This window comes from Mycobacterium pinniadriaticum (genome assembly GCF_026242045.1).
In the GTDB taxonomy this organism is placed as follows: domain Bacteria; phylum Actinomycetota; class Actinomycetes; order Mycobacteriales; family Mycobacteriaceae; genus Mycobacterium; species Mycobacterium pinniadriaticum.
In genome coordinates this window covers 1-18,118 of record NZ_JAPJDO010000069.1, presented here as the reverse complement: position 1 = coordinate 18,118, position 18,118 = coordinate 1, and the positions used below count along the sequence as shown (strand labels likewise).

Here is an 18,118-nt window from a genome sequence, read left to right as displayed (position 1 = left end):
ACAGGCCCCCACCGCCACGATCCGCGCTCGCCGGCCGACCGCCCACCAATCCACGCCCCGACCCGTGCCACAGCTCAGCCCCAGAACCGCCTTGTTCAGCGGCCTCCTAGCCGACCGGTTCGAGCAGCGCGCGCGACGCCAGCGCGGCGAGGACCGTCTCGACGGCCGCCAGCGCGCCGCGGCGACCACCCTCGTCGTCGGTGACCGTCGCGCCGTCTTGGGTGAGTTCCAGCGTGCCGTCCTGGATCAACTGCAGCACACTGTCGCTGAGGTCTCGCCGGTCATGCGAACCGTCCAGCCAGGGCAGGACGAGCCGGTCCAGCGGCGTCAGCGCCACCCATTCGTGCCGCAGGTTGGTGGTGTTGGCCGCCCCCAGCTGTGCATCCAGCCGCGCCAGGGCGGAAGCGACCGGCCACTGGGCGCTGGCTGTGCCGAGGCGTATCGGTTCGCTATGGATGTCGATCATGCCGAGGACGAGCAGCCGGAACAACGCGTCCAACAAGACGGTTTCGTCGATCGCTTGCTCAGTGGCCCCGGCGGTCATCAGCTCATTCGGCGTCGCGGTGGCCGGGTAGCGCGCCGACAATGCCGACAGCGCTGCGGCCAGCGGTCGGCTGTTCGTCGACAGGCTGCGTTGCCCCGCACCGTGGAAGACGAAGGCTGCCCGAGCGCCGGGCTGCCGGTCCAGGTCCAGGCGTCCCGAAACATGTAGACCCGCCATGCAGCGAGGGCCGAGCGCATATCGAACGTGTTCCGCCTGGGCCTGCTTGACCACGAGCGAATGCCGCAGTGACCGACCGGTGATCACGTCGATGTTGTGTTCCATCGACACGACGCCGCCGTCGGCGAATTGGCGCAACGCATCGGCTATGTGCTCGCCGTGACCGTCGGGAAACATCAGGTGAACATCGCTGTCCGCCAGGTAGCCCAACCCGTGTCTACGGGCGGCGCCGGCGAACTCGACGATCGAGAACGGTGAGTTCTCTCGCTCCAGCAGGTCGTGCACGATGTAGTCGTCGGGGGCGATGTCGACGAGGTCGGCCTCGGAGCGAAGAACGGCTCCGTACGCGGTGTTCGGAGCGCCCTTTCTGAGCAAGGCCATCAGTTCGCGCACACGTGCGGCCGTCTCGACCGCATCGCCGGCATCCGCCGCGTACGCCTGCAGGATGTCGCGGACGATGCGCTTGGTGTACCAGCCCGGCGACACGTTGTAGCTGATCTCGGCCACGCCATCGTCACTCAGACAGTCGGTGACCACCCGAAGGGTCGCCTCACGGACCGGTTCGGGCACCCAGCTGTAAACACCGTGGCAGATGATGTAGTCGAAGGGGCCTGCGCCGCCGTCGATCTCGGTGATGCTCTGCTGTCGCAGTTCGACATTGGTCAGCCCGAGCCGCTGTATCCGATCCAGTCCGCGTTCAATCTGCACGCCCGACACGTCGATGCCGGTGCACTGCATGTCGGGAAAGCGCGCTGCCAGCGGGATGATGTTTGCACCGGTGGCACAACCCAGTTCGAGCACGCGGGCACTGGCAACCGGCGGCGGGGACAGTCCGAGCATCGTGGCGACCGCGGCCAGTCGCGTCGGCTGCGTCTTCGGATAGGAGGCCGCCAGATAGGGAGCGGCGTCGTAGTCGGCGGCGGCGTGTGCCACCACCGCGTCACCCGTCAGCTCGCCCCACCATCCCCGTCGGCGCTGGTACTGCCGCCCCCGGAGCACGAGGTGGGTTGACCGGTCAGGGTCTGTTCGGCGCTCCATTCCGCCGACCGGCTTTCGTCGGGATAGTCGTAGATGGTGCCGTTGAGTTGGAACGTGGTGTTGGCGAGCTGGACGGTCCAGCTACCCGAAGCCCTTTCGAGCGGAGCGCTGGCGCACACATAGCCGGTGTAGCCGGGCTCGATGAACACCTTGATCAGTTGCGAATATTCGGCGGACTCCGTGGTCGATCGCCCCGTCGTCGCCGTGACCTCAGTCGATACGTACTTCTCGACCGATACGCCCACCTTGACGCTGAGCGTCAGACTCGACGTCTGGCTGTAGACGAACTTCTCGCCGAGGTCGATTTCGAGATTGTTCGTCGTATTGTTGACGATGGTGTTGCCCACCGGAATTGGATCGGACATGAGCTGAGCCAGGACCTTGTCCGCAACGAACTTGCAATCCGAGCTCTTGCCGTCCGGGCAGACGTTGTTGATCACCATCGACTGGTAGGCGGCGTTGTCGATATTGCCACCGTAATCAACGATGACGATCGTCTTCTCCGGGTCTCGCATCGCGATGGTGCTGTCGCCCTTCTTGACGTCGTAATGTGAGCACAGACCGCCGCCTGATTCCACGGAGCATCCGGTGTATTTGGTGTTGTTATCCGGGTTGTACTTCAACGTGAAGAGATAGTAGGTCGCCGGCTGGGGTCCGGGTATGGTCTCGAAAACCGGGTAGACGAAGGTCTTTTCACTCTTGTAACCCCAGATCGAGAAGTGGATGACCTCGCCGACACCGAAGACCTGGCCCTGCGTGGGGCCCACGCGGACATCGTCACTGGTCGCCGAGATGGTCCCGGTCGCGGGATCGTAGTAGCCGAGGAACACCGCGGTATCGCTGGTGTAGTTCTTGATGTCGAAGCCCTTGTTGGTCTTGGCGTCGTCGGGCTTGAGCACCGGCGGGGCCAGGGACACCACCTGCACCTCGTTGGATCCCGACAGGGTGATGTAGGCGGTGCCGGTGTCTTCGTCGAGGAAGATGCCGACGGGGTCATCGCCGATGAGGACGGTCGTTGTGCTGAGCACGGCCGGGTCGTAGAGGGTGATGGTCTTCGCACCGCTGTTGGTCATGTAGACCGTGCCGTCGTCGTTGACCGCCAACGAGTTCGGCTTGTCGCCGACCAGGAAATAGTTCGCCGTGTTGTCGATAGAACCCGCGTACACGTAGAACGCGTTGGCGCCCTGGTCGGTGATGTAGAGCTCGGATTCGTCCGGACTGAGCGCGATGTCGTACGGCTGGCTGCCGACCGCGAAGGTCGTGGTGGAGCCACCGGCGTAGATGATCGATGCCGTGCCATCGCCGGTGTTGGCGACGTACAGCGTCCCGTAGGAGTCGATCGCGATGCCGTGCGGGTCGAGTCCGACGGCGTAGGTCTGCTCCTCGGTGTAGGTGGCGGTGTCGATCACCGAGACGTAGCCGCCGTCGGTGGTGACATACAGATATGCGCTATCGGCGCTCACCGCGACATCGGCCGGCGTGTCGTCGAACTGAATGGTGTCCACGACCGTCGGGGTGTTGGTGTCATCCTCGCTGAGATTGTCACCGGTGAGGCTCACCACCGACACGGTCTTGCTCCCCGCGTTGACCACGTAGAGCAGGTTGTAGTTGGGGTCCTGGGTCATCGTGACCGGTTCTGAACCCACGTCGACGCTGTAGAGCAGGTCGTAGGTGCTGATGTCGTAGCCGGTCAGCGTGCCATCGCCGTTGTTGAGCACCCAGATGGCCTTGGTGCCGTCGTTGTCGCCCTGGATGACGCTGATCGCGACGGGGTCGTTGCCGACCGGGAAATTGGAGAGCACCTCGTTGTAGTCCGGCAATACCGGCACGCTGACGTCGACCTCGGAGGTGGCTCCGCCTTCGGTGACGACGATAGTGAAGGTGTCCACGTCGTCGCCGCTGGAAAAGCCCAGCGGCTGGGCGGCGGCCAGCCGGATTGCCTCAGTCGGGGTGTAGATGAACTTCCCCGTGCTCACGTCCACCACGACATTCCCGTAGAGGGGGCCGGTTGAACCCAGCGTGTAGGTCAGCGGTACATCAACGGGGGCAAGGGATTTCACCTGCCCGGTGATCGCGCCGGTAGCGAGGTCGCGGTCGGTGATCGTGAAGGCGTCGGTTCGCTGGCTGATCGGTGGCACGTCCACGGTAACCGTGGCCAAGGTGGTTCCCGCGGTGAACGGATGCAGCAAGGAATCCAGCCCGTACAGATGCAAGCCCGTATCGGTGGCCGCAATCACGAAACTCGCGCTGTAGCCCAGCAAGTTGTCGTCGGCGGGGGTGTAGGTGAATTCGCCGGTCTCATCGATGGTGACGGTGCCGCTCGGCGGCTGCTGTTTGACCGTGTACTGCACCGGGTCACCCTCGGGGTCGGTGGCAACTACTTTGCCCACGATGGTGCCGTCGGTGGTCAGGGTGGTCGTGCTCGAGTTGTAGGTGATCGTGGGTGGCTTGTTGAAGAACGTCTGCTCGATCTCTCGGCGCACCCACGCCAGGACCGTCATCAGCATCGGTGTCTGCGCCGGCGCTGGATCTCCCCCTGCCGCCGGGCCGATACCGAGGGCGCCCAGCACGTTGGTCAGGAACGTGCGCACCGGGTAACTGCGCCGTGCCGAGGCGTCGGCCACCTGCGATGCGGTGGGCACCGATGTCGCCGCGGCTGCCGTCGACGACGCGACCTGCTCGTCGGCGGGCGCATCCCCCGCTGCCCGGGCCGCGATCTCAATGCTGCCGTCTCCGACGGTCCCCGCCGAGGTGGCCTTGGTGTCCACCGACCGGCGGCCTGAGTCGGACCTCGCGCCGGCCTTGACGGGTATGCGGTCGTTTTTCGGGTCGGTGCTGGTGGTCGAGCCGGACTCGGTGCCGGTACGGGTAGCCGCGGGACGGCGGTCGACGCCGCCGGACGCCCGCACCTTGGCCCTGACCTCACCGACGCCGCGGCTGGTGGACCGCGGAGTCGGCGGATCCGGTGATTTGTCGGTTGATGTCGAGCTTGTCGTCGTCGAAGAGCGGTGCGTGGCGGATCCGGTCGCCGACGTCGCCGGATGCGACTTCGACTCCGACGGTGTCGAATCCGATGAATCCGGTGTATCCGCAGCCGCCGTGGCGGGAAATCCCGCCAGCGCCACTCCGATACCCAGCGCGACGGCAAGACCACCGACGCGCCCGACGTACCTGGCTTGTTCCTTGGCGACTTTCAGGCTCCGCTCATAGCCATCGCTTGCGCGAACCAGCGCGCGCGGCGGCTCGACAGTGCGGTCCGCGATTGAAGTCGGCATTGGCATTTGGGTCTCCAGCGAGTCGCGTCGGGAAGGCCGGTCGTGTCGCGCGCCTATACCCAAGCACTCAGGAGCCGGCAAACGCATCGAGATCTTGGTGCGTTGCCCTTTCATTGGGGCAATATTTACCCATGAGCAAGTTTCTGTACCTTGAACAACCGCCCAACGGACGGATCAACTGGGTCGAACGGCTCAGACGGCATAAGCGCCAACACGATTGACCGCAGATGAATCCATCCACCCATAGCGCCCCGTGGTAGGACTCGGCCGGCGGCGCCCGGCCAGGCCGCAAGGGATCCAGCTAATCCGCCAAACAGCCACATGAGCCCACGCGCGGCGTTATCGTGTTGCCGGACAACACGTAGCGCGACGCTCGAGGATATCCGCCGACATGCTCAAGCACGGTGATACCGCGGCATTCTCCCGCCGAGGGACGAATTCGCTCCGATCGGCTATCGGCACCCTCCCCTTGCTGACTGCGGGGCTGGTCGCCGCCCTGATCGCACCGCCTGCCGCGTCGACTCGGGCCGATGTTGCCGCCCCCGTCCCGGCGGTCCGTTCGGACACGGTCGAGTTGGCTTCTTTGACCTCCGACTTCCCCGCCTTCATCGGATTCTTCATCGGCGACGGCGCCGATGCCGACCCGGCCACCTGCACCGCCCCCTGCAACGGCGGCAATGCCGGGATATTGATCGGCAATGGAGGCAGTGGCGCGCTCGGCGGATCCGGCGGAAGGGCCGGCCTGCTCTTGGGCAACGGTGGTGCCGGCTCGCGCGGCCTGGACGCCGTGTACGACCTGGTGACAGGCGCGCTGATTTCGGCGGCCACACCTGGCGGAAACGGCGGTGACGCGGGCCTGCTCGGCTGGGGCGGCGCAGCGGGCCGTGGGGGCAACGACGACGGAACACCCCTGCCCGACCTGGAAACCGCGTCTTCCGGCGCCGTCGGCGCCGACGGCGGCAGGGGTGGCCGGGGAGGTTTCGTTTGGGGTGCCGGTGGTCACGGCGGCAACTCCGGCTGGGCGTTCACCGCGTTGGGCAACGCGATGGGAGGCAACGGCGGGCGCGGCGGCGCTGCGGGTCTCTTCGGCGAGGGAGGCATGGGTGGCTGGGGTAACGATGCCACCACCCTCGACCCCTCGGATACGGTCAGCGCCGTCGGCGGCGCGGGCGGCAGCGGTGGCCGGGGTGGCCTCGTCTGGGGCCCCGGAGGTTCGGGCTATATCGACCCCACCGGCGTCTACGTCGGTGGCGGCTTCGCCTATTCGATCAACGGCACAGCCATCGGAGGCTACGGCGGCGATGGTGGCGACGCCACCGCCGGCTTCGGGCAGGCCGGCGGTGCAGGTGGCACCGCCGGAAACGGCGACACCGAGACCGGAACGGCGATCGGGGGCAACGGCGGCAAAGGCGGCAGCGTTGTCGTCCTCGGTGACGGTGGTGATGGTGGCGACGGCGGCGATGCGACCAGTGCTACCGGAGTTGCTACCGGTGGCGAAGGTGGCCGCGGTGGACGTGGCGGCATCCTGGGTAGCAGAGGCAAAGACGGCAGCGGCAGCTCCACTGCCATCAACGCGGCAACGAGCAATTCGAGGACGGGCAGCACCACCCGTACCACGGGCACCGTGAAGGGTAGTCACGGCAAGGGCAGCAGCGCCCGTTCCGTCGGTACACCGTCGCGCGCCAAGAAGGGCGCGTCCTGACGACTGGCTGATGTCCCGAACTCCCGGGAGCCGACGTCAGTACAGCGCGTTGGCGAGATTGCGCCGGCCGGTGATCACATCCGGATCGGCCGGGTCGAACAACTCGAACAGCTCGATCAACCGGGTGCGCACCTTGGTGCGGTCGTCGCCGGATGTCTTGCGCACCAGGGCGATCAGCCGATCAAACGCCGGGACGACCTCCTGGTTGAGGATCTGCACATCGGCCGCCGCGAACGCCGCCTCGATGTCGTCGGGCGCCCCATCGGAGGCGGCCACCACATCGGGCCGATGCGCGGTGGCGCGCTCGAGAAACGTCATCTGCCGTAACGCGCCCTTGGCCTCCGTGTGCCCCGGGTCGGCATCGAGAATGGCCTGATACGCCGCAGTCGCCGCGGCGAAGTCGCCGGCCTCCAAGTGCTCACGAGCCTGCGCCAGCGCGGGGTCGACGGCCGCCTCCTCCCCCTCGGAATCGGCCGCGCCGGGGAGCTTTCCGGCCGTCGCCGCGAGTAGTGAGTCCACCCAGCGACGTAGCTGTTCGGGGGGCTGCATGCCCTGGAAACTGGCCAGCGGCTGTCCGCCCGCCAGAGCCACCACCGTGGGCACCGCCTCGATGCCGAACATCTGGGCCACCCGCGGAACCACGTCGACGTTCACCGTGGCCAACGACCACTTCCCATTGTCGTCGGCGGCGAGGGCGCCGAGCAGTTCGGACAGCTGGACGGAGGCGTCGCTACGGGGTGACCAGAGCACCACGACAACCGGCACCTGGCCGGACCGGACCAGCACCTCGGCTTCGAAATTGGCCTCGGTGACCTCAACGCCGCCGGTAGGGGCGGTCGCTGCACCTGTCGCAGGCTGCTGGGCTCGCTGTTTGAGACCGGAGAGGTCGACGGCCCCGGCCATGGCCGGGCCGATCGAAGGGCGTGGACGCGTCACGACCTCAAGTCTGTCACGTCGTCGACGGCGCCGAATCCAGTGGCCGCGAAGAAGCCACCGGAGCCGCTCCAGCGGCCAATTTAGCCGTCCGATCAGCCCATATGAGGAAGATCACACTGCCGAGCGGCACAATGCTTCCCAGCAACGCCAGCAACCACGTCGTCACGCCCCACTTGTAGGCGATCCCGGCCACGACTGCGGTGATGACGAACGCGATGAACACCAGCCCGTGCGCCATCCCGAAGACCTTGACCCCGATCTCGGTGCGCGGGCTACCCAGGTACTTGAAGTACATCCCGACCAGCAGCCCGACCCAGCTCACCGCTTCGGCCAGCGCCACCAACCGGAACCTTCCGGCCGTGCTGCGGATATCGAAAGTGCTCGTCATGCCGCCATTGTGCCGCAGCCGAGAGTCAGCTACTACGTTGCGTCGTTGTCGCGACGGGGTCAACCGGCCCGCAGGATCAGCGCGTCTCCCTGGCCGCCGGCGCCGCAAAGCGCGGCCACCGCGTAACCCGAGCCACGCCGCTGCAACTCCAGCGCCGCGTGCAGCGTGATCCGCGCACCCGACATGCCGATCGGGTGGCCGACGGCAATCGCGCCACCGTTGCGGTTGACCTTGTCCAGGTCGACGCCGAGTTCGCGGCTCGAGGCCAGGGCGACGGCGGAGAAGGCTTCGTTGATCTCGATGACGTCGAGTTGGTCGACGGTGATGCCCTCGCGCGCGACGGCCTTCTTGATCGCATTGGCCGGCTGGGACTGCAGGGTGGAATCCGGGCCGGCCACCACACCGTGCGCGCCGATCTCACACAACCAGCTCAACCCCAGCTCCTGGGCCTTGGCCTTGTTCATCACCACGACCGCGCAACCGCCATCGGAGATCTGCGACGCCGACCCGGCGGTGATGGTGCCGTCCTTACGGAACGCGGGCCGCAGCCCCGACAGCGATTCGGCGGTGGTGTTGGCCCGGATGCCCTCGTCCTCGGCGAACTCGATCGCCTCACCCTTGCGCTGCGGAATCGCCACCGGCACCACCTCATCGGCGAACACCCCGTCCTTCCAGGCCGCGGCCGCCTTCTGATGCGAAGCAGCGGCGAATTCGTCCTGCTCGAGGCGGGTGAACTGGTCGACATCGTTGCGCTGCTCGGTCAACGCACCCATCGGCTGGTCGGTGAACACATCGTGCAAGCCGTCATAAGCCAAGTGATCCAGCACAGTCACCTCGCCGTACTTGTAACCCTCGCGGCTGTTCATCAGCAGATGCGGCGCCCGGGTCATCGACTCCTGACCACCAGCCACCACCACGTCGAACTCACCGGCCCGGATGAGCTGATCAGCCAGAGCGATCGAGTCGATCCCGGACAGACACATCTTGTTGATGCTCAGCGCGGGCACATCCCAGCCGATACCGGCCGCCACCGCCGACTGACGCGCCGGCATCTGACCGGCACCCGCGGTCAAAACCTGACCCATGATCACGTACTCGACCAGCGACGCCGCCACTCCGGCCTTCTCCAGGGCCGCACTGATCGCGATCCCGCCCAGATCGCTCCCGGAAAAGCCCTTCAGCGAACCCATCAACTTGCCGATGGGAGTGCGTGCCCCAGCAACAATCACCGACGTCGTCATTTCCTACCTCCAAGAGCGTTTCGAGCCGCCCCGATGCGGCTATTCCCGGAACCCCAGTGTTGAATCCGATGTGGTTAGGTTACCTTTGCGTTATGACCGCTGAGCAAGTTGACGCCCGTCCAGGCCTGGCCAGTGCGCTCGTCACCGCCGTCGACCATGTCGGCATCGCGGTGCCCGATCTCGACGCGGCCATCCAGTGGTACCACGAGCACCTCGGCATGATCCTGGTGCACGAGGAGATCAACGAAGACCAGGGCATTCGTGAGGCCATGCTGTCGCTGAAGAACGCGACCGCCGACTGCGCGCAGATCCAGCTGATGGCCCCGCTCGACGAGACCTCGACGATCGCCAAGTTCATCGACAAGCGCGGCCCAGGTATCCAGCAGATGGCCTACCGGGTCAGCGATCTGGACGCGCTCTCCGAAGAGCTTCGCAGCCAGGGCGTCCGGCTGATCTACGACGCACCGCGTCGCGGCACCGCGAACTCACGGATCAACTTCATCCACCCCAAGGACGCGGGCGGCGTCCTGGTGGAACTCGTCGAGCCGGGCGCGTCGCACTAGCTCTCAGGACCACTTGCGGGTCGGGCCGCGCGTCGCGCGGTTGGCCCAGCACGCCGTGTGCCAATGCCGCCGGTCGTCGAGACCGGCCTCGCCGTCGTCAACCCGCCATACCGCGACATGGGCTGTGCCCGTCCGGATTTCATGATCACATCCCGGGCACCGATAGATCTTGACGGCACGGGCCGCGGGTATCGGACGGACTTCGTAGTCGAAGCCGTCGGCGCCCGCCTCGACTCGGCGTTGGAACGGCAGCGGCGGCAGACCTGCCTCCCTACGACGTCCCGGTCGGCGCCGCGGCATCAGAAGAGCCGGAACTCGTCGCTGTCCATGCCGCGCATCACGTCGTAGTCCAATGTGACACAACGTATCCCGCGATCAGTGGCCAGTGTGCGTGCCTGCGGTTTGATCTGCTGGGCGGCGAACACCCCGCTGACCGGCGCCAGCAGACTGTCGCGGTTGAGCAGCTCGAGGTAACGCGTCAGCTGCTCGACGCCGTCGATTTCACCCCGGCGCTTGATCTCCACCGCGACCGTGCGACCTTGATCGTCGCGACACAGAATGTCCACCGGTCCGATGGCGGTCATGTACTCGCGACGCACCAGGGTGTAGCCGTCACCCAACAGCTCGATGTGCTCGGCCAGCAGTTCCTGCAGATGTGCCTCGACACCGTCCTTGACCAGGCCGGGATCGATTCCGAGCTCATGGCTCGAATCGTGCTCGATGCTCTCGATGGTGATGCGCAACTGTTCTCCGGATTTGTTCGCCACGACCCAGACCGGCAAAGAATCGTCCTGCGCCTCCTCGGTGAGCCAGCACGGTGGGCTCATCCAGTTCAGCGGCTTGTAAGCGCGGTCGTCGGCGTGCACGCTGACCGAGCCGTCGGCCTTGATCAGCAGCAGGCGGCGAGCCGAAGGCAGGTGAGCGGTGAGGCGACCGAGGTAGTCGACGGTGCATTGGGCGATCACGAGGCGCACGGCACAAGCTTAGGGTCTGCGGCCCGCGACGAATTAGGCTGACGCCACCATGAGTTCCCACCCCAGCGTTGCGCAGCGGTTGGGCCGGGTTCTGGAACGGCTTACCCGGCAGAGTGGTCGGCTGGCCAGCACCCCGGCTTACGGGTCCTTGCTGCTGGGGAAGGTCAACGAAATCCCGGCGCGCCGGCGGGTCCGGATCCAGACGCTGGTCACCGTGTCGCTGCTGACGCTGAACGTCATCGGGATCCTCGTGGCGGCACTGTTCGTGGCGGTGGCATTCCCAGTGCCGAGCGTGTTCCACGACGTGCCACCGTGGCTGACCTTCGGGGTGGCCCCCGCCTATGCCGCGTTCGCGCTGGCGTTCGGCACCTGGTGGATCACCACCCGCACCGTCAATGCTCTGCGTTGGGCGGTGGAGGGCCGCGCACCGACCCGCATGGACCAACGCAACGCGTTCTTCACCCCGTGGCGGGTGGCCGTGGCCCAACTGGCGCTCTGGGCGGTCGGCACCGCGACGTTCACTGTTCTCTACGGGTTGTACGACACCGACTTCATCCCGCGTATCGCGCTCGGGGTGGGCTTCTGCGGCGTCCTGGTGTCCACCGGGGCCTATATGTTCACCGAGTTCGCCCTGCGCCCGGTGGCGGCGCAGGCGCTGGCGGCGGGGCCGCCACCGCATCGGCTGGCACCGGGCATCATGGGCCGCACGATGACGGTGTGGATGCTGGTCTCCGGGGTTCCGATGATCGGAATCGGTCTGACCGCATTGTTTTCGCTGCTGCTGCAGAACCTCACCAGGACGCAGCTGGAGGTCGCGGTCATTATCATCTCACTGGCGGCGCTGGTTGCAGGCTTCCTGTTGATGTGGATTCTGGCCTGGCTCATCGCCACTCCGGTACGAGTGGTACAGGCAGCGCTCAAGCGCGTCGAGGATGGGGATCTGAGCGCCAATCTGGTCGTCTTCGACGGTACCGAACTCGGTGAGCTGCAGCGGGGTTTCAACTCGATGGTGGACGGGCTGCGAGAACGCGAACGAGTACGCGACCTGTTCGGCCGCCATGTCGGGCGCGAGGTCGCCGCCGCCGCGGAACTGGAGCGCCCCAAGCTCGGGGGCGAAGAGCGCCATGTGGCAGTGCTTTTCGTCGACATCGTCGGATCAACCCAACTGGTCAGCACGCTGCCGCCGATCGAAGTGGTCGAACTGCTCAACCGGTTCTTCGCCGTCGTCATCGAGGAGGTCGACCGGCACCGCGGGATCGTCAACAAGTTCGAAGGCGACGCGACGCTGGCGATCTTCGGTGCGCCGGTCACATTGGATAACCCCGAAGACGACGCGCTGGCCGCCGCGCGCACGATCGTGGCGCGGCTCGCGCTGGAGGTCCCCGAATGCCCCGCAGGCATCGGGGTAGCCGCCGGACAGGTGGTGGCCGGCAATGTGGGTGCCAACGAGCGATTCGAATACACCGTGATCGGCGAACCGGTCAACGAGGCCGCGCGCCTGTCGGAGCTGGCCAAGTCCACCGAACGCCACGTGCTGGCGTCCGCGGTGACGGTCGAGAACGCCAGCGAGCAGGAGCGTGCCCGCTGGATCCTCGGCGAGGCGGTGACACTGCGTGGCCGAGACCAGCCGACCCGACTGGCAGTCCCTGCTTGAGCCATGCCGGCCAATCGGCTTGGCGCAGAACCTGATCAGACGGTTCGGGCCAGACCCGGCGTCACCGGTGGCCCACCCGCACGCCGATCCGGGTGGTCACGTTCATTGAATTGCCGCAGACCCTCGTAGGTTTCGAGGGTGAAGACGGAGCGGTTGAAGCACTGAGCCTCGATGCGCAATCCCTCCTCGAGTGGACGGCCGAAGCCCGAACGTGCCGCCTCGAGGTCACTGCGCAACGCGGGCTGGGGAAGCCCGGCTATCGCTTCCGCGAGCTCGACGGCCCGTTGCACACAGGTGCCTGAGGGGGTGACTTCGTTGACCAGGCCAATGCGTTCGGCTTCGCGCGCATCGATCACCCGCCCGGTGATGATGAGGTCGATGGCGCGACGGTAACCGAGTATCCGGGTGAGCCGCTGAGTGCCGCCGTCGGCCAGTCCGATATTCCAGCGCCGGCAGGTGACGCCGAACGTCGCGTGTTCGTCGGCGATGGCCAGATCGGTCCAGCAAGCCCACTCCAATCCGCCGGCGTAGGCCACGCCGTTCACCGCTGCGATGGTGGGCTTGTAGACGTCGGTCCACCGCGACGGTCCCAGCACTCCCGCCCGTTCGCCGCGGTCATGGGCCGCGATCTCGGCTGGACTGCTGTCGACCAGCTCGCCCGCGAACGCCGCCTTCAAATCACCGCCGGCGCAGAAGGCACGGTTGCCGGCGCCGGTGAGCACAGCGACGAAAGCATCGTCGTCGCAACGGAATCTGTCCCACGCATCGATCAGTTCGCGATGAGTCTGGGGCCCGATCGCATTCATCCGATCCGGCCGGTTGATCGTGATGATCGTGACCGGTCCGCGCTGTTCGTAGAGCAGATGCTGATAATCGGTCATCGGGCGCACGCCAGCCGCTCGTCAAGCGTCGCGTGGAATCGCCCGATTGCGCTCTCGTGACGGCCGAACTCGACGAATGTGTTGGCGCCGGCGCGCAATCCGCGCTGGACGGCCTCCGACATCGCGTTGTCCTCGTCACCACCCATCGACAGCAGGCTGGGACCGTCGGCTGCCCGGACGGCCGCGGCCGCGTCTTCGGTCCCGGTGGTCATCGCATAGATGGTGAGGGTCGAATGGTCGATGTCGACCGGGTCGATGACGATCACCAGTACCTGGTCGGGAAAGGTCACGACCATCGCATTCGGGAACAGGTGATAGACGTACGTCACCCGCCGGTCGGTCGTCCACGTCGATTCCGGACGGTCCCGTAGTCGCTCGATGCTGCGGTACGGGAACGCGATCCTGCTGTTCGGCCCGAATGCTTCCACCACGTTGAGGTCGTCGTACTGGAGGGGGAAGAAGGTGTCCGTGTGGGTCGAGCGGATGTGGTAACCCTCCAGGAACTGCTCAACGAGCACCTTCCAGTTCATCGGCCGCACGGTGGCGTCGACTCGTACCAGCCGTTCGGTGGGAAACAGCTTGTCTCGCCACGGTCTGCCGTCGGTCAACGCCGCTGTCGCGGCGTCGACGGCTGCACGTCCCGGCTCGCCCCGTATCCGCCGCAGCGGACCGAGCACGACGAGTCCGTCCACCTCGTAGCTGTCGACCTCGACCAGGCCGCGACTGGACATGTCCAAGTCGGGGAATGCCTCCGCCTTCGGAACGTGTGAGAGCGAGCCGTCGAGACGGTAGGTCCAACCGTGGTAGCGGCACACCAGCGCATGCGAGCAACCTCGATCCTCGACCAGCGCCAAGGCGCGGTGTCGGCATGCGTTGCGGAACACCCGGGCCCGGCCGTCGTGGCCCCGAACGGCGAACAGCGGGACGCCGAAGGCCACCCGTTCGGCGTGGTCGCCCGCTCTGGGAATCGCCGCCGACGGCAGATACACACTCGGGAACGAGCGGAGTGTCTCCAACTCGGCGGTGAATCGGGTTGGCTCCAGGTAATTTTCGACCGGCTCACGCCAGACATCACCTTCGTCGGTGGTGCCGGTGTCGATATGGGCCAAGACGCGGCGGACGATTTCGGCATCGGCGGCGATCGGCGACTGTGTCGGGATGCTCATGCCCACGAAGTATCACACTATGGACATCACGCGTCAACAACTTTGTGAGATGAGCGATGATGGACGGGTGCCTGCAATCCATGAACGCCGTGCCAGGGTGGCCGACCTGATCGGCGATCGCCCTCTGAGCGCACGATCGGTGTTGGCGACCGCGCTACTGGGTGCGGATCAACCGCAGCTGCCGGTCGGCGAGCTGGTCATGATGGCTTCACTCTTCGGCATCAGCGACGGTGCCGCGCGCACCTGTCTGTGGCGGATGGTGTCCAATGGGGAGCTCGCCAGCGTCGACGGCATGTACACCCTCGCCGGGAATCTCACCGAGAGACGCGAACGTGTCGACGAGGCGTCGCGGGTCGGTGATCACAGCGCCCGGCCCTGGGACGGAACCTGGGAGTTGGCGATCGTCTCGCTCGAGCGCCGGTCGGCGGCCGACCGGCTCTCGCTACGCAAGGCCGCCACCGCGCTGCACCTCGCCGAAATGCGCGAGGGCGTGTGGCTGCGCCCGGACAATCTCGATCCAGCCCGGCTGCCGCGGTCGCGTGCGGTGTTGGATCAGCAGTGCGTGCATTTCCACCGAGCTGCCACCGACATCGCCGCCGGCACTGTGAGATCCCTGTTCAATGCCGATGATTGGGCGCGTGATGCCCGACGGCTCACCGAGGCGATGCGCGACGAGCTCGGTACCGAGGCCGACGACGCCGACGATTTCGCCCACCAATTCGCACTGTCGGTCGCGGTGGTCCGCCATCTGCAACTCGATCCGATGCTGCCTGACGTGCTGCTCCCCCGGGACTGGCCGGGAGCCGCGATGCGCGACACCTACCGCAAGTTCGACGACACATTCAAACGGCGGTTGAGCGCCACCTTTCGATGAGATCGGGCGGTGTGTGTCCTGATCCGAGGGTAGTCGGCCTTCCGGCCACTGGTCTGCCAGACCCCGCCGGAGGACCGTGGTGGGATGACCGTCCCCTGCCTGCGCGGCCGCACTGAAGCTGGTGACCGACGTCTCCCCGGTATTCATCACCAACCATTGCATCGGTAGCTACGTGTTCGGGCGTGAACTCGCCGCTGCGGACGGGGCCGACTACGAGTCGATCGCCCTGCACACCAGCCTCGGCCTGGTGCATCGTTTCGGGCCGGTTCAGGCGGTATCGCATTTCGGAATCGCGTTGGACATCAATGGGTTCGACAAACATCGGCTCTCGACGGGTTTCGCCGAACGAGTGCACGCCGCGTGGCCGCGCCACGACCTGGGCTATGCCATCGCTGAAGCAATTGCCGGTGACGCGCGGGTCAACCCGACGAAGGCTCCGCCCTTCTCGTTTCCCGCCCACCTCGACCATCTGATCAATGGGGCGCGCCGACCACGATGTCGGTTTTCCGCTAGTGCTGTCGGTGTAGGCGTGTAAAAGTTCCAGATGTGCATGACGATTTCGACCATTGCTACCGGGCCGTGCAGTCCAAGGACGCTCGGTTCGACGGCTGGTTCGTCACCGCGGTCAAGACCACGGGCATCTACTGCCGGCCCAGCTGCCCGGTGCGCCTGCCGCTGGCCCGCAACGTGTGCTTCTATCCCAGCTCGGCAGCTGCCCAGCGGGCCGGATTCCGGGCCTGTAAGCGATGCCGCCCGGACGCTTCGCCCGGATCACCGGAGTGGAACGTTCGCGGGGATGCCGTGGCTCGGGCGATGCGGCTGATTGCCGACGGTGCCGTCGACCGGGAAGGCGTCACCGGATTGGCCTCGCGGGTGGGGTACACAACACGTCAGCTCGAGCGCATGTTGCAGGCCGAGGTGGGCGCCGGACCGCTGGCGCTGGCGCGCGCACAGCGGGTGCAGACGGCGCGCGTGCTCATCGAAACCACGGACATGCCATTCAGCGACATCGCCTTTGCGGCGGGCTTCGCCAGCATCCGCCAGTTCAACGACACCGTCCGCACTGCCTGCGACACCACACCGACAGCACTGCGACACAAGACCATCCACCGGGATCGGCACGACCACGCGACCGGCGGGCAGGCGCTCTCGCTGCGGCTACCGCTGCGGACGCCCTTCGCGTACGAGGGCGTCTTCGGGCATCTCGCGGCGGGCGCGGCGCCGGGCTGCGAAGAGGTGCGCGACGGCGCCTATCGCCGCACGCTGCGCCTGCCCTCGGGATATGGGGTGGTCAGCCTGACACCGCAGCCCGACCATGTCCGCTGCATCCTGGTGCTCGAGCAGGTCCGCGATCTCGCGACGGCGATCGCTCGGTGCCGGCGGTTGTTGGACCTCGACGCCGACCCGGAAGCGGTCCTCGACGTGCTCGGCGCCGAGGCGACCCTGAGCCAAGTGGTGGCCAAGGCACCCGGCCAGCGCATCCCGCGGACGGTCGACGAGGAAGAGCTGGCGGTGCGGGCGGTTCTCGGCCAGCAGGTGTCGACCAAGGCCGCTCGCACCCATGCGGGCCGGTTAGTCGCCGCATACGGCAGCCCGGTGACCGATCCACACGGCGGCCTGACCCACACATTCCCCAGCACCGCGCAACTGGCCGATGTCGACCCGGATCATCTGGCCATGCCGACAGCGCGACGGCGGTCGCTGACCGCTCTGCTCGCCGCTCTGACCACCGGCAAGGTGGCATTGGGCCCGGGCTGCGACTGGGAGAAGGCGCGTCAGCAGCTGTTGGCGGTACCCGGCATCGGGCCGTGGACGGCCGAGATCGTGGCGATGCGGGCATTGGGAGATCCCGATGCTTTCCCGGTCACCGACCTTGGCGTACGGCTTGCTGCCGAACAGCTCGGGGTGTCATCCGATGTGCGGGCTTTGACCGCGCACAGTGCGCGCTGGCGACCCTGGCGGTCGTATGCGGTGCAGCATCTTTGGACGACTCTCGACCATTCTGTGAATCACTGGCCGCCGAAGGAGAAGACGTGACGACGACACTGCAGTACCGAACCATCGACAGCCCGGTCGGGCCACTGACCTTGGCCGGCATCGGGTCGACCCTGATGCACCTGCGAATGGTGGATCAAACCCACGAGCCCGACCGATCCGGCTGGCGGCCCGCCGAAGGGGAGGTGTTCGCCGATGCGGCCGAGCAGCTGGCGGCCTATTTCGCCGGCGAACGCACCGACTTCGACCTCGATCTGGACCTCGTCGGGACCGAATTCCAACGCAAAGTGTGGGCGGCGCTTCGCACCATTCCGTATGGCGAGACGCGGTCCTACGGGGAAATCGCCATGCAAATCGGATCGCCGGGCGCCTCACGCGCGGTGGGAATGGCTAACGGTCGAAATCCGATCGGCATTATCGTGCCGTGCCATCGCGTCATCGGATCAACCGGCGGATTGACCGGATACGGCGGTGGAATTGATCGCAAGCGCGCACTTCTGGCGCTGGAGAAAAGCCGAATGCCGGCCGATCTCTCACTATTCGATTGATCCAAATACACAAATGCCTGGGCCCCCAATCGAGATTGGGGGCCCAGGACTTAAATTGTGTTCGGCGGTGTCCTACTTTTCCACCCGTGTTGGGTAGTATCATCGGCGCTGGCAGGCTTAGCTTCCGGGTTCGGGATGGGTCCGGGCGTTTCCCTGCCGCTA

The 18,118-nt window shown here is 66.3% G+C and carries 16 protein-coding genes and 1 rRNA gene; 7 read left to right on the top strand and 10 right to left on the bottom strand.

Annotated elements, in window-relative coordinates; genetic code table 11:
* Positions 1-106: 106 nt before the first annotated feature.
* Both ORI27_RS32110 and ORI27_RS32105 read right to left on the bottom strand, forming a co-directional pair.
* On the bottom strand, positions 107-1,657 hold the full coding sequence (locus ORI27_RS32110) for a methyltransferase domain-containing protein (protein WP_266001274.1): 1,551 nt from the start codon (positions 1,655-1,657) through the stop codon (positions 107-109).
* Positions 1,658-1,668: 11 nt separating this feature from the next.
* Positions 1,669-5,034 carry a YncE family protein gene (locus ORI27_RS32105; RefSeq protein ID WP_266001273.1) on the bottom strand — a complete coding sequence of 1,122 codons (3,366 nt, stop codon included), beginning with the start codon at positions 5,032-5,034 and terminating at the stop codon, positions 1,669-1,671.
* Positions 5,035-5,425: 391 nt separating this feature from the next.
* On the opposite strand from ORI27_RS32105, the gene ORI27_RS32100 reads away from it, so the two are divergent.
* Positions 5,426-6,736, top strand: a complete 1,311-nt coding sequence (locus tag ORI27_RS32100) for a hypothetical protein (RefSeq protein WP_266001271.1) — start codon at positions 5,426-5,428, stop codon at positions 6,734-6,736.
* Between the two features lie 36 nt (positions 6,737-6,772).
* On the opposite strand, the gene ORI27_RS32095 is transcribed toward ORI27_RS32100, so the two are convergent.
* Genes ORI27_RS32095 through ORI27_RS32085 form a run of 3 tightly spaced genes read right to left on the bottom strand, consistent with a single transcriptional unit; the run spans position 6,773 to position 9,301 of the window.
* On the bottom strand, positions 6,773-7,672 hold the full coding sequence (locus ORI27_RS32095; protein WP_266001270.1) for a tetratricopeptide repeat protein: 900 nt from the start codon (positions 7,670-7,672) through the stop codon (positions 6,773-6,775).
* 13 nt (positions 7,673-7,685) lie between these two features.
* A complete protein-coding gene (locus tag ORI27_RS32090; RefSeq protein WP_266001269.1) occupies positions 7,686-8,060 on the bottom strand; it encodes a DUF3817 domain-containing protein in 375 nt (124 codons plus the stop codon).
* A gap of 59 nt (positions 8,061-8,119) precedes the next feature.
* Complete coding sequence (locus tag ORI27_RS32085) at positions 8,120-9,301, bottom strand: acetyl-CoA C-acetyltransferase (protein WP_266001268.1); 1,182 nt, start codon at positions 9,299-9,301, stop codon at positions 8,120-8,122.
* Positions 9,302-9,369: 68 nt separating this feature from the next.
* Here ORI27_RS32085 and mce point away from each other — a divergent pair, with 68 nt between their 5' ends.
* Positions 9,370-9,864 (top strand): methylmalonyl-CoA epimerase, encoded by a 495-nt coding sequence (mce, locus tag ORI27_RS32080; protein ID WP_266001267.1) that lies wholly within the window; start codon positions 9,370-9,372, stop codon positions 9,862-9,864.
* A 3-nt stretch (positions 9,865-9,867) separates the two neighbouring features.
* On the opposite strand, the gene ORI27_RS32075 is transcribed toward mce, so the two are convergent.
* Both ORI27_RS32075 and nucS read right to left on the bottom strand, forming a co-directional pair.
* A complete protein-coding gene (locus ORI27_RS32075; protein ID WP_266001266.1) occupies positions 9,868-10,164 on the bottom strand; it encodes a hypothetical protein in 297 nt (98 codons plus the stop codon).
* A complete protein-coding gene (nucS, locus tag ORI27_RS32070; protein ID WP_266001265.1) occupies positions 10,164-10,838 on the bottom strand; it encodes an endonuclease NucS in 675 nt (224 codons plus the stop codon). The genes ORI27_RS32075 and nucS overlap by 1 nt, the downstream gene beginning before the upstream one ends.
* Positions 10,839-10,887: 49 nt before the next feature.
* Here nucS and ORI27_RS32065 point away from each other — a divergent pair, with 49 nt between their 5' ends.
* The gene (locus ORI27_RS32065) at positions 10,888-12,492 is read left to right on the top strand and encodes an adenylate/guanylate cyclase domain-containing protein (protein WP_266001264.1); all 1,605 of its coding nucleotides are present in this window, start codon (positions 10,888-10,890) and stop codon (positions 12,490-12,492) included.
* 35 nt (positions 12,493-12,527) lie between these two features.
* On the opposite strand, the gene ORI27_RS32060 is transcribed toward ORI27_RS32065, so the two are convergent.
* Together ORI27_RS32060 and ORI27_RS32055 are read right to left on the bottom strand one after the other, a co-directional pair.
* Positions 12,528-13,373, bottom strand: coding sequence for an enoyl-CoA hydratase/isomerase family protein (locus ORI27_RS32060; protein WP_266001263.1), 846 nt, complete (start codon positions 13,371-13,373; stop codon positions 12,528-12,530).
* Positions 13,370-14,539 carry an aromatic ring-hydroxylating oxygenase subunit alpha gene (locus ORI27_RS32055; protein WP_266001262.1) on the bottom strand — a complete coding sequence of 390 codons (1,170 nt, stop codon included), beginning with the start codon at positions 14,537-14,539 and terminating at the stop codon, positions 13,370-13,372. The genes ORI27_RS32060 and ORI27_RS32055 overlap by 4 nt, the downstream gene beginning before the upstream one ends.
* A gap of 49 nt (positions 14,540-14,588) precedes the next feature.
* On the opposite strand from ORI27_RS32055, the gene ORI27_RS32050 reads away from it, so the two are divergent.
* The 4 genes from ORI27_RS32050 (at position 14,589) to ORI27_RS32035 (ending at position 17,956) form a co-directional block, all read left to right on the top strand.
* Positions 14,589-15,413, top strand: a complete 825-nt coding sequence (locus ORI27_RS32050; protein WP_266001261.1) for a PaaX family transcriptional regulator C-terminal domain-containing protein — start codon at positions 14,589-14,591, stop codon at positions 15,411-15,413.
* 121 nt (positions 15,414-15,534) lie between these two features.
* Positions 15,535-15,948, top strand: a complete 414-nt coding sequence (locus ORI27_RS32045; protein WP_323055699.1) for a hypothetical protein — start codon at positions 15,535-15,537, stop codon at positions 15,946-15,948.
* Between the two features lie 11 nt (positions 15,949-15,959).
* Positions 15,960-17,450, top strand: a complete 1,491-nt coding sequence (locus ORI27_RS32040; protein WP_266001259.1) for a DNA-3-methyladenine glycosylase 2 family protein — start codon at positions 15,960-15,962, stop codon at positions 17,448-17,450.
* Positions 17,447-17,956 carry a methylated-DNA--[protein]-cysteine S-methyltransferase gene (locus ORI27_RS32035; RefSeq protein WP_266001258.1) on the top strand — a complete coding sequence of 170 codons (510 nt, stop codon included), beginning with the start codon at positions 17,447-17,449 and terminating at the stop codon, positions 17,954-17,956. Before ORI27_RS32040 ends, ORI27_RS32035 begins: the two co-directional genes overlap by 4 nt.
* Positions 17,957-18,015: 59 nt before the next feature.
* On the opposite strand, the gene rrf is transcribed toward ORI27_RS32035, so the two are convergent.
* Positions 18,016-18,118 (bottom strand): 5S ribosomal RNA (rrf, locus tag ORI27_RS32030); the annotation flags it as partial.

Bases quoted from the DNA above. Each gene is read 5' to 3' on its own strand.
- ORI27_RS32100 (WP_266001271.1), top strand. From the start codon at position 5,426: ATGCTCAAGCACGGTGATACCGCGGCATTCTCCCGCCGAGGGACGAAT.
- ORI27_RS32060 (WP_266001263.1), bottom strand. From the start codon at position 13,373: ATGACCGATTATCAGCATCTGCTCTACGAACAGCGCGGACCGGTCACG.
- ORI27_RS32050 (WP_266001261.1), top strand. From the start codon at position 14,589: ATGAGCGATGATGGACGGGTGCCTGCAATCCATGAACGCCGTGCCAGG.
- ORI27_RS32090 (WP_266001269.1), bottom strand. From the start codon at position 8,060: ATGACGAGCACTTTCGATATCCGCAGCACGGCCGGAAGGTTCCGGTTG.
- ORI27_RS32055 (WP_266001262.1), bottom strand. From the start codon at position 14,539: ATGAGCATCCCGACACAGTCGCCGATCGCCGCCGATGCCGAAATCGTC.
- ORI27_RS32085 (WP_266001268.1), bottom strand. From the start codon at position 9,301: ATGACGACGTCGGTGATTGTTGCTGGGGCACGCACTCCCATCGGCAAG.
- mce (WP_266001267.1), top strand. From the start codon at position 9,370: ATGTGGTTAGGTTACCTTTGCGTTATGACCGCTGAGCAAGTTGACGCC.
- ORI27_RS32065 (WP_266001264.1), top strand. From the start codon at position 10,888: ATGAGTTCCCACCCCAGCGTTGCGCAGCGGTTGGGCCGGGTTCTGGAA.
- ORI27_RS32105 (WP_266001273.1), bottom strand. From the start codon at position 5,034: ATGCCGACTTCAATCGCGGACCGCACTGTCGAGCCGCCGCGCGCGCTG.
- ORI27_RS32075 (WP_266001266.1), bottom strand. From the start codon at position 10,164: ATGCCGCGGCGCCGACCGGGACGTCGTAGGGAGGCAGGTCTGCCGCCG.